At 67.4% G+C, this 10,004-nt stretch carries 8 protein-coding genes and 2 pseudogenes; all 10 read left to right on the top strand.

All coding sequences use genetic code 11. From position 1 onward, the window contains the following. Positions 1-508, top strand: a pseudogene (locus tag I71_RS35110) (SEL1-like repeat protein); the annotation flags it as partial. Continuing rightward, a complete protein-coding gene (locus I71_RS20965) occupies positions 505-2,481 on the top strand; it encodes a vWA domain-containing protein (RefSeq protein WP_244433959.1) in 1,977 nt (658 codons plus the stop codon). The pseudogene I71_RS35110 and the gene I71_RS20965, both read left to right, overlap by 4 nt. Positions 2,482-2,485: 4 nt before the next feature. Further along, positions 2,486-3,223: an ABC transporter ATP-binding protein gene (locus I71_RS20960; RefSeq protein WP_042697549.1), complete on the top strand. Its 738-nt coding sequence runs from the start codon at positions 2,486-2,488 to the stop codon at positions 3,221-3,223. Further along, positions 3,220-4,467, top strand: coding sequence for a hypothetical protein (locus I71_RS20955; protein WP_049976224.1), 1,248 nt, complete (start codon positions 3,220-3,222; stop codon positions 4,465-4,467). Before I71_RS20960 ends, I71_RS20955 begins: the two co-directional genes overlap by 4 nt. Continuing rightward, positions 4,460-6,004: an SUMF1/EgtB/PvdO family nonheme iron enzyme gene (locus tag I71_RS20950; protein WP_049976223.1), complete on the top strand. Its 1,545-nt coding sequence runs from the start codon at positions 4,460-4,462 to the stop codon at positions 6,002-6,004. The genes I71_RS20955 and I71_RS20950 overlap by 8 nt, the downstream gene beginning before the upstream one ends. A 53-nt stretch (positions 6,005-6,057) precedes the next feature. Further along, positions 6,058-6,834, top strand: a complete 777-nt coding sequence (locus I71_RS35105; protein ID WP_049976222.1) for a hypothetical protein — start codon at positions 6,058-6,060, stop codon at positions 6,832-6,834. Between the two features lie 11 nt (positions 6,835-6,845). Beyond that, the gene (locus I71_RS20940) at positions 6,846-7,367 is read left to right on the top strand and encodes a hypothetical protein (RefSeq protein WP_042697546.1); all 522 of its coding nucleotides are present in this window, start codon (positions 6,846-6,848) and stop codon (positions 7,365-7,367) included. A gap of 411 nt (positions 7,368-7,778) precedes the next feature. Continuing rightward, entirely contained in the window at positions 7,779-8,852 is a 1,074-nt protein-coding gene (locus I71_RS20935; RefSeq protein WP_049976221.1) for a hypothetical protein, read from the top strand. A 150-nt stretch (positions 8,853-9,002) separates the two neighbouring features. Further along, complete coding sequence (locus I71_RS20930) at positions 9,003-9,704, top strand: GntR family transcriptional regulator (protein ID WP_042697540.1); 702 nt, start codon at positions 9,003-9,005, stop codon at positions 9,702-9,704. Positions 9,705-9,798: 94 nt separating this feature from the next. Further along, positions 9,799-10,004, top strand: a pseudogene (locus I71_RS20925) (serine kinase); the annotation flags it as partial.

Raw genomic sequence — 10,004 nt, 5'->3', positions numbered from 1 at the left:
GCAGAACAAGGACGGCGAGCCGGCCAAGCCGGTCGAGACCGCCAAGATTGCCGAGCCGGCCAAGCCCGCCCCCGTTCAAACTCCCGCCCCGGCGCCGACCACCGTCGAGGAGGCGCGCAAGCTGGTTCAGCAGGGTACGCCGGCCGGCGACGCCTATGCCGCGGGTCAGCGCTACCGCCAGGCCAAGGCGCTGGACGGCGCCTTCCTGCTGTTCCGCCACGCCGCCGAGCAGGGCAGCGCCGAGGCGGCCATCGCGGTGGGCGAAATGTACGACCCCGCCACCCATTCCGCCGAGACCAGCCCGCTGCCCTCCCCCAACCCGGCGCAGGCCGCGAACTGGTACCGCCGCGCCGCCGAGGCCGGCAACGCCGAGGCGCAATACCGCTACGGCCGCCTGCTGATGAGCGGCCAGACCGACGACCCGCAAGGGGCGGATGCCGGACTCGCATGGCTGCGCAAGGCGGCCGACCAGGGACATGTCCAGGCCAAGGAGGCACTGCCGAAATGATCGCCGCACCCCTGCGCGCCGTTGCCGTCGCCGGCTTCGCCATCGCCCTGCTGGCCGGCAGCGCCGCACCCGCCCTGGCCCAGGCCACCGGCAAGCGGACGCCGCTGCTGATCGAGGGCAAGACCGCGCTGCACCAGCGCGTGCTGACCCGGCCGGGCACCATGCTGGCCGCCGCCCCCGGCGGCACCGGCAAGACCGTTCCGCCGATGTCGGTCTTCTTCGTCTACGACCGCAAGGAGCAGGGGGGCAAAAGCTTCCTGGAGGTCGGGGTCGACAGCGAGGGCAAGACCGTCGGCTGGGTCGATGCCGCCGACACCATCCCCTGGCGGCACACGCTGGTAATGGCCTTCAGCAACCCGGCCAACCGCGAGCGGGTTCTGTTCTTCAAGGACCGCAAGAGCCTTGTCGATCTGCTGAACTCCGACAAGCTCCTGGTCGATGCCGAGGCCGCGCGCCAGCAGGTGGCGGCCGGCAAGATGGCGGCGGACAGCCCCATCGTCTCGGCCGAGCCGGAAACCTTCGTCGACCTCCAGAAGCAGTTCTACCTGCTGCCGATCCTGGAGGCGAACTCCACCGTGCTGAAGTCCGGCTTCAAGGTGCGCACGGTGCGCGTCGCCTCGGTGACCAAGGAGAAGGAACAGCCGCTGGCCCCCGCCGCGCCGCGCCGCGGCAACCCGGAGGCCGATCTGGCCAGCTTCCGCTCTGGCGTGGTGTTCCTGGTCGACGCCACCTCGTCGATGCAGCCCTACATCGACCGCGCCCGCGCCGCCATCGATCAGGTCTACCAACAGGTCGAGACCGCCAAGCTGAACGAGCGCGTCCGCTTCGGCATGATCGCCTACCGCGACGATCCGCAGAAGGCCAAGGGCGTGGAGTATCTGACGCGCACCTTCGCCGATCCCAATTCCACCGCGACCAAGGCCGCCTTCCTGGACTCGATCAAGGGGGTGTCGGCCTCCGCCGCCTCCACCCGCGCCTTCGCCGAGGACGGCTATGCCGGGCTGGAGCAGGCGATCCGCAAGATCGACTGGAAGCCGTTCGGCGGCCGCTATGTCATCTGGTTCACCGACGCCAGCTCGCGCGAGGGCAACTCGCCGCTCGCCAGCACCGGGCTGTCCACCGCGCAGATCCGCCAGCTGGCGCAGGACAACCGCGTCGCCATCTATGTGCTGCACCTGCAGACCGCCGAGGGGCGCAACGACCATGCCGCCGCCCGCGCCCAGTATGAGCGGCTGAGCAACTTCCCGAATGTCGGCTCGCTGTATTTCCCGGTGCCGGCCGGCGACGCCGACGCCTTCCGCACCCAGGTGCAGCGGCTGGCCGAGCTGCTGGTCAACCAGGTGAAGGCCGCCGAGGGCGAGGCGAAGCCGCCCGCAGCAGCCGCACCGTCGCCCGAAGACCAGCGCATGGCGAAGGCGGCGGAGGATGTCGGCAAGGCCATGCGCCTCGCCTATCTCGGCGAGGTCCAGGGCACCAAGGCGCCGTCGATGTTCGAGGCCTGGGCCTCCGACCGCGATTTCCGCAAGCCGGACATCGCGTCGTTCAGCGTGCGCGTGCTGCTGACCAAGAACCAGCTGAGCGACCTGCAGGCGACTCTGCGCAAGGTGACGGAAGCCGGCGAGCGCGGGCAGATCGACCCCGGCGACTTCTTCAACCAGCTGCGCAGCGCCGCCGCCGCCATGGGCCGCGACCCCAGCCGCATCGCCCAGGGCAAGGCCCGCAACCTGGAGGAGACCGGCCTGATGGGCGAGTATCTGGAGGGCCTGCCCTACCAGAGCCGCATCATGTCCATCGACCCGGACGGCTGGGCCCGCATGGGCGTGGGCGAGCAGCAGGCGATCATCGACGACGTGAAGTCGAAGGTGGCGCTGTACCAGCGCTTCCATGACGACGTCGACCGCTGGGTGAAGCTGCACGACCAGGCATCGGCCGGCGATGCGGTCTATCCGGTGCCGCTCGACAGCCTGCCCTGACGTCATGACCGCGCCGCTCGTCGACATCGAGAACTGCATCCACGAACGCGCCGCCGGGGCCGACCGGTTCCGGCTGGCGGTGGACCGCTTCGCCCTGTTCCCCGGCGACCAGATCGCCCTGGTCGGCCCCAGCGGCTGCGGCAAGAGCACGATGCTCGACCTGCTGTCGCTGATCCTCGCCCCCACCGCGGCGGCGCGCTTCGCGCTGTCGATGCCGGGACGGGCGGCGGTGGACGTCATGGCACTGTGGCGCGGCGGCGGGCGCGACCGGCTGACCGCCCTGCGTGCCGCCCACATGGGCTATGTGCTGCAGACCGGCGGTCTGGTGCCGTTCCTGTCGGTGCGCGAGAACATCCTGCTGACCCGCCGCGCGCTCGGCCTGCCCTGCCCCGGCCCGGCGGAAACGCTGATGGAATGGCTGGGCGTGGCGGAGCTGGGGCGGCGGCTGCCGCGGCAGATCTCCATCGGCCAGCGCCAGCGGGTCGCCATCGCCCGCGCCCTGGCGCACCGGCCGGCGCTGATCCTCGCCGACGAGCCGACGGCCTCGCTCGACCCGTCGCTGGCCGAGGGCACCATGGCGCTGCTGAGCGCCGTCGCCCGCCACCAGGGCGCGGCGCTGGTGGTCGTCACCCATGACCATGCCCTGGCCGAGCGCACCGGGCTGACCGTGGTCGAATGCCGGGCCGGCACCGGCGCCAGCACGATCCGCCATGAGGCGGCAAGCGTGGAGGCGGCGGCATGATGCCCCGCATTGTCCAGCTGTTCCGACTGGCGCTGTCCGACCTGCGGGTCGAATGGCCGATGGCGCTGTGCCAGATCATCGCCATCGCCGCGGTGCTGACGCCGCTGCTGGTGCTGTCCGGCCTGCAGCAGGGCGCCATCGGCACGCTGATCGACCGGCTGAACCGCGACCCGGCCATGCGGCTGGTGGTGCCGGAAGTGACCGGGGGCCACCGTTTCGACAGCGCCTGGTTCGCAACGATGGCGGCGCGGCCGGACGTCGATTTCGTCATGCCGGCGACCCGGCAGATCGCCGGCCAGATCGACCTGCTGCGCGCCGGGGAGGGAACCCCGTCGAACGGGCGCGGCGAGGCGCGCGTCACGCTTCTGCCCACCGCCCCCGGCGACCCGGTGACCGAACCGCATGCGGCCTCCGTCGCCGGGGCGGCCGGCATGGGAACGGTGATCCTGAGCGCCCGCGCCGCCGACCGGCTGGGCGTGGCCTCCGGCGCCGAGGTCACCGCCTATGCCGAGCGCACGCGCGGCGGCCGGACCGAGCCGCTCGCCTTCCCCTTGCGGGTGCAGGCGGTGCTGCCGATGCAGCGCGATGGCGGCATGAGCGCCTTCGGGTCGCTGGCGCTGGTGCAGGCGGTGCAGGATTTCCGCGACGGCAGCGCCGCCCCGGCCCTGGGCGCCACCGCGGGGGAGCCGGCGGCGGCGGTCGCCGACTATCCGCTGTTCCGCCTCTATGCCCGCTCGATCCGCGACGTGCAGAAACTGGCGGCCGACTTCCAGGCCAACGGGCTGGCGGTCGCCACCCGCCACGCCGAAATCGCCTCCACCCTGACGCTGGACCGCAATCTGCGGGCGATCCTGCTGATCATCGCAGCGCTGTCGGTGGCCGGCTATGTGGTGGCGGTGACGGCCAGCCAATGGGGCAACCTGCGCCGCAAGCGCCGCGATCTGGCGATCCTCAACCTCACCGGCTACGGCAGCGGCTGGCTGGTCGCCTTCCCGGTGGCGCAGGCGGCCCTGCTGGCGCTGGTCGGCAGCGTGGTGGCGACGGCGGCCTTCGCCGGAACGGCGCTGATCATCAACGGACATTTCCAGGAGAGCGTCACGGCGGGCGAGGCCGCCTGCCGGCTGACGGCGCCCGACCTGCTGGCCGCGGCAGCGCTGACGCTCGCGCTGTCGCTGCTGCCGGCGGCGGCGATCGGGCTTGCCTGCCGCCGGATCGAAACCAGCGAGGAGCTGCGCAGTGTCTAACCGCACCCCGATCCTTCTCCTCCTCGGAGCGCTGACGGTTCCCGGCCCCGGCTTCGCCGCCGAGCCGGCCAAGCCGGGCTGGCCCGAAGCGCTGTACAATCCCAAGGCCGACAAGGACGATCTGGTTCTGCCCATGCCCTGCGGCGGCGCCATGACCTTCCGCAAGGTGGCGGTGCCGGCCGAAGGGGCGCTGGACGACCGGCGGGTCGAGCTGGGCGGCGGCGAGGCGAAGTTCGCCTATTCGGAAAACAGCCGGCGCGATTGGGTGGGGGGCGGCTTCACCGATCCGAAGGCCAAGAACCTGCACGCCTTCTACATCGGCAAGTACGAGGTCACGCGCCAGCAATACGCCGCGCTGTCGGGCAGCTGCGCCGAACCCGGCGAGGAGGCCCGCCTGCCCAAGGTGCAGGTGACCTGGGCGGAGGCGGTGGCCTTCGCCGGCGCCTATTCGACCTGGCTGGTCAAGAATGCGCTCGACCGCCTGCCGGCCGAGGACGGCGCCCCGGGATTCGTCCGGCTTCCCACCGAGGCGGAATGGGAGTTCGCGGCCCGCGGCGGCATCGCGGTGTCGGACAGCGTGTTCGTCCAACCCAGCTTCCCGATGCCGGAGGGGGCGGCGAGCTATGTCTGGTATCAGGGCAGCGAGTCCGCCAACAACGAGCTGAACGCCATCGGCCTGCTGAAGCCGAACCCGCTCGGCCTCTACGACATGCTGGGCAATGCCGGGGAGTTCGTGCTCGATCCCTTCCGCCTCAACAAGCTGTCGCGCCTGCATGGGCAGGCCGGCGGCCAGACGGTGAAGGGCGGCGACTTCCGCACCCCGCTGGCCGACATCCGCAGCGCCGCGCGCGAGGAGTTCGTTCCCACCGACAAGCGCGGCGAGCGCCGGTCGCCCTCGACCGGTTTCCGCCTCGCCCTGGCAGCGCCCAGCCTGCCCAGCACCCAGCGCATCGGCGCGGTGCGCAAGGCCTGGGAGGAACTGCCGAAGGCCGCCGCCGCCGCCATCGCCGGCCCGCAGGACGATCCGGTGAAGGAGGTCGAGGTGCTGGGCGCCGCGGTGGAGGATCCGGCGCTGAAGCAGCGAATCCGCAACCTGTCCACCGTCATCAAATCCAGCATCCAGACCAGCAACGAGCAGCGTGCCCGCGCCGCCCGCAGCGAAATCCGCGTCGGCGCCTATCTTGCGCGCAAGCTGGCCGACGACAAGCGCATCGTCGCGACCAAGGAACGCCAGATCGAAGCCCTGTCGGAAGCGAACCAGCAGCTGCGGGACGGCATCCGCCGGGCGCTGGAGACCGACCGTGCGACGCTCGACTTCAATCTCGGCTACTACATCGACACGCTGACCCAGCTGAACGCCGAGTATCCGGAGGCCCTGATGCTGGCCCAGGCCGAGGTGCTGAAGCGCGAGTTCGAAGCACGGAACCTGGCGTCGCTCAACGGCTTCATCGACCTCTGCATCCGCCATGCGGCCCGCCTGCGCGCCGACGGCAAACTCGATCACCCAAAGACACTGGGGGAAATCCCGGTTCCCTGAGGACACCGGGAGGGGGCAACACCACACGCTTGTTCACAAATGGGGGCATTACCATGACGTCGCACACGCTTTCGCTGACCCGCTTAACCACCGGCCGCGCCAGCCGCGCAGTCGCCGTCGCCCTGGCCGGGTCGCTGGCCCTGTCGGCTTGCGCCACCTCGGGCAACAGCACTGCCTCCGCACAGTGCTCCAGCAACACCGCGCAGCTTTCGGCCGCCGAGATGCAGCTGTGCAAGGACTCGCAGGTCTTCAACGAGACGGTGGCCGGTGGCGCTGCTGCCGGCGCGGTGGCGGGCATCCTGGTGGGAGCCCTGGTCGGTGCGATGACGGGCGACGCCCGCAACATCGCCAAGGGCGCGGTGATCGGCGGCGTTGCGGGGGGCATCGCCGGCGGTGTGGACGGCTACATCACCGCCAAGGCGCAGGAATCCGGCAACAACCGGGTGCGCATGGTGGAGGCGATGACCCGCGACGTCGATGCCGACAACACGCGGCTGAAGGCGCTGGTCAACAGCTCCAACCAGGTGCTGTCCGATTCCCGCACCCGCCTGGAGCGCACGACCGCCGAATACAAGTCCGGCAAGACCAGCCTTGCCCAGCTGGAAAGCGAGCGCACGCGCCTGGAGAACAACCGCTCCCTGATGGAAAGCTCGCTGGAATCGCTGCGCAAGAAGCGGGACACCTACCAGGAGGCCAGCCAGAAATTCAGCGGCGAAGGCAGCGCCTCCGCGCAGTTCGACGCCAAGATCAAGGTGCTGAACACGCAGATCGCACAGCTTGAACAGAATGTCAGCGGGATGAACGCCGCCCTGACGATCTCCAAGGTCTGAGGAACGGCGCCATGACAAGACCGACACCGACAAGACAGGCACCGACGAAACGGACAGGCGGCCCGCTGCTGGCCGGCGCCCTGGCCCTGCTGCTGGGCGGCTGCGTGAACACCTATATGGAACAGAAGGCCGATCTGCGCGCCGGCGGTCCGCAGGCGCGCGAAGCGGCGGCGCGCCAGCAATATGCCTCCGCCAAGGCGCAGAACGCCGACCTCGGCGACCAGCTGGTGTCGAGCCAGCGCGACATCGAGCGCAACGAGCGCCGCATCGCCAGCGCCCAGTCCGAACTCGCCACCGTGCGCCAGAATCTCGACCGCGCACGGCGCAACAAGAAGCTGAGCGAGGCGGAATACCGGCGCATGAAGAACGAGGTCGACGACGTCAACCGCGACATCAACGACCTCGACTTCAAGATGAAGGCGAACGGCGCCGCCACCCCTGCCGATACCGCGGAAAGCGAACGGCAGATCAAGGCGTTGGAGAAGAAGAAGGCCGAGCTGGAGAAGGCGATCCAGCTGTCGCTCGGCCAGTAAGGACGCAAAGCCGGGAGCGGACCGCCGCGGTCCGTCCCGGCCATGCGCGATCCGTCGGGCGCGGCCCGGCATCGCGGGCGCCCCGGCATCCTCTCCGTCGGTCGGTCGACGGCGATCATGGCGACGGCGATCATGGCGACGGCCAGGCGATCCCGACGGGCAGCGGAACTGACGGGACAGGCATGGAGGCTCCGGCGCTCGTCATCGATGGCACGGCTGGCCGTGACTGCCGGCGACACACGCGCCTGATGAAAGAATTTTGGTGAATTTCAATCAGTAGAAACTTTGCGGCACTGTGGAAGGCTGTGAAGGTCTCAGCACGCCATTCGTATCGCTGGCTTCATATTGTCAAGCGGCGAAGGCACTGCCATATTTCGTCGGTTTCCCGCGATCACAATGGCAATATACAATATGGAAATCCTATTGGGGACAAACCACCTACAGGACTTCACTGGTTCTGAAATAATCATTCTGGAATTTGCTGAATATTTTTCTTCTCTTGGCCATAACATAACCTTGTTTGCCAATTGCGCAGGATCGCCCCTCGACAAAATCATCGAGAACACCCTTGGCTTGACGATAGAAACAGATCCGGAAAATATAAACCCCTTTTCTTACGACATAGTGTACTTCCAGCATCAGGTTGCCGGGCTGTTCAACTATTCGTTCGATGATGGGGCAAAAAGGGAAACCGCGTTCATTTTTGGCCGCCTATCCAGGCGCTCCTACATGGAAAGTGGCGGTTGGCTCCATGACCAGCTCATCGCCGACCACACGTTTGCAAACTCCCTGCTGACCGCCGAGCATCTGGAACATGTGGGGGTAAAATCCGCCATAACAACATTTCATAATGCAGCCCCTCCAGCGTACTTCCGTGACCGGGTGTCGTACGCACCCAAGCCGCTGGTGATGACGGTCATCAGCAATCACGCCGACCCGGTTCTGCTGGAGGCGATCAACCTTCTGAAATCACAACATATTGTGCGTCATCTCGGCCGCTCCGGGACTGGACAGCAGCTGGTTACGCCCGAAATCATACAGGAAAGCGATCTTGTCGTCTCAATCGGCAAGTCCGTCCAATATGCATTGACGAGCCGGACCCCGGTCTATGTTTACGACCATTTCGGAGGGCCGGGTTATCTCGATGAGTCGAATTTCGACCGGGCGGCGCGGTACAATTTTACCGGCCGCTGCTGCGGCAGAAAGCTCTCTCCGACAGATCTTGCAGAGGATATTGCCGGGAATTACAAAAAGGGCGTCGACTTCGCACAGTCCGTCTCCAGCGCCACACTGGCCCGATATCATCTGCCGACATATCTCGACAAGATGCTCAGCATCCCTCCGACATCAAATGCTGATCGGCTGAAAGCAATGTCGGAAAATAGATTCCTTGCACAAGAACGGATGCTCGCCGAGCATATCCGAGTTTTGTACCGTGACAGGGCTGCATTGAAGAGCGTCATCACGGATGCCATGAAACGGTAAGGTCCGGCAAGCCGGGAGCGGACGGATGCCGTTGGCATGGCAGGCGCTGGAATTGTGATCGGCGAACAGGCGCGGGCCTTGACCGGGGATAGAGGGCGCCATTATGATGCATCATACAACATCACGGGATGCGAGGGCGGGAGGCAAACGATGAGCGGGTTCGACCTCTCCCTTCTTGAGCACGACAATCTCGGCGGCACCATTTATCAGAAACTGTGCGAGGCGCTGATGAAGGGTGCCTTCAAGCCGAACGACCGCCTCAAGATCAGGGATCTGGCCGAACGGCTGGGCACAAGCGTCACGCCGGTGCGCGATGCCATCCTCCGTCTGGTGCAGGATCAGGCATTGGTGCTGCGCTCGCCACGCGATATCCGCGTTCCGCTGCTGAGCCGCTCCGCCTACCTGGAGATCCGCGACATCCGCGTCAATCTCGAAGGGCTGGCTGCCGCCCGTGCCGCCGAGAAGGCCACCCCGGACCAGATCGATGCGTTGGAAGTCCTGCTGCGCCACAACGAGGAAGCGATGGCGGCCGGCAATACGGCGCTGGCCACCGAACTCAACCAGATCTTCCACTTCAGACTGGCCGGCATTGCCGACATGCCGGTGCTCGGCGACATCCTGCGGCGGTTGTGGCTGCAGATGGGACCGTTGATCGCCGACGTCTATGGCGGCGCCGGACGAACGATGATCGACCATCACTATCCGCTGATGGAGGCCATCCGCCGTCACGACGGTCCGGCCGCCACCCGCGCCATTCAGGCCGACATCCTGTTGGCCAGCGGCCCGATCCTGGAACGGATCGACGCCGTGAGCCAGGGTCCCGCCTCCACCCCCAGGGCGCTGGCGTCCTGAACCGTTCCGCCCCTTCTCCGGCCAAGGCGCCGGGCTGCACATGACGATGATGCATCATGCATTCAAAGCTTCGACTGACGAGGAGAGTTCGGCCATGACACAGCGTGATGTTCTGACCACCGTCGCGCCGCCGATCTCCACGGACGAGGCGAGCGCGATGATGCGCCGGCATTTCGGGCTGACCGGCACCGTCCGCGAACTGAGCAGCGAGCGCGACCGCAACTTCCACGTCACGCTGCCGGGGGAGCAAAGCGTTCCTGATCAAAGCTCCGATGAGCAGAGTTATGTGCTGAAGCTCAC

It is taken from the genome of Azospirillum sp. B506 (assembly GCF_000333595.1).
GTDB lineage: Bacteria > Pseudomonadota > Alphaproteobacteria > Azospirillales > Azospirillaceae > Azospirillum.
The sequence above is the reverse complement of the archived record's forward strand: the minus strand, read 5'-3'. Positions and strand labels throughout refer to the sequence as shown.

Bases quoted from the DNA above. Each gene is read 5' to 3' on its own strand.
- I71_RS35105 (WP_049976222.1), top strand. From the start codon at position 6,058: ATGACGTCGCACACGCTTTCGCTGACCCGCTTAACCACCGGCCGCGCC.
- I71_RS20960 (WP_042697549.1), top strand. From the start codon at position 2,486: ATGACCGCGCCGCTCGTCGACATCGAGAACTGCATCCACGAACGCGCC.
- I71_RS20935 (WP_049976221.1), top strand. From the start codon at position 7,779: ATGGAAATCCTATTGGGGACAAACCACCTACAGGACTTCACTGGTTCT.
- I71_RS20930 (WP_042697540.1), top strand. From the start codon at position 9,003: ATGAGCGGGTTCGACCTCTCCCTTCTTGAGCACGACAATCTCGGCGGC.
- I71_RS20965 (WP_244433959.1), top strand. From the start codon at position 505: ATGATCGCCGCACCCCTGCGCGCCGTTGCCGTCGCCGGCTTCGCCATC.
- I71_RS20955 (WP_049976224.1), top strand. From the start codon at position 3,220: ATGATGCCCCGCATTGTCCAGCTGTTCCGACTGGCGCTGTCCGACCTG.
- I71_RS20940 (WP_042697546.1), top strand. From the start codon at position 6,846: ATGACAAGACCGACACCGACAAGACAGGCACCGACGAAACGGACAGGC.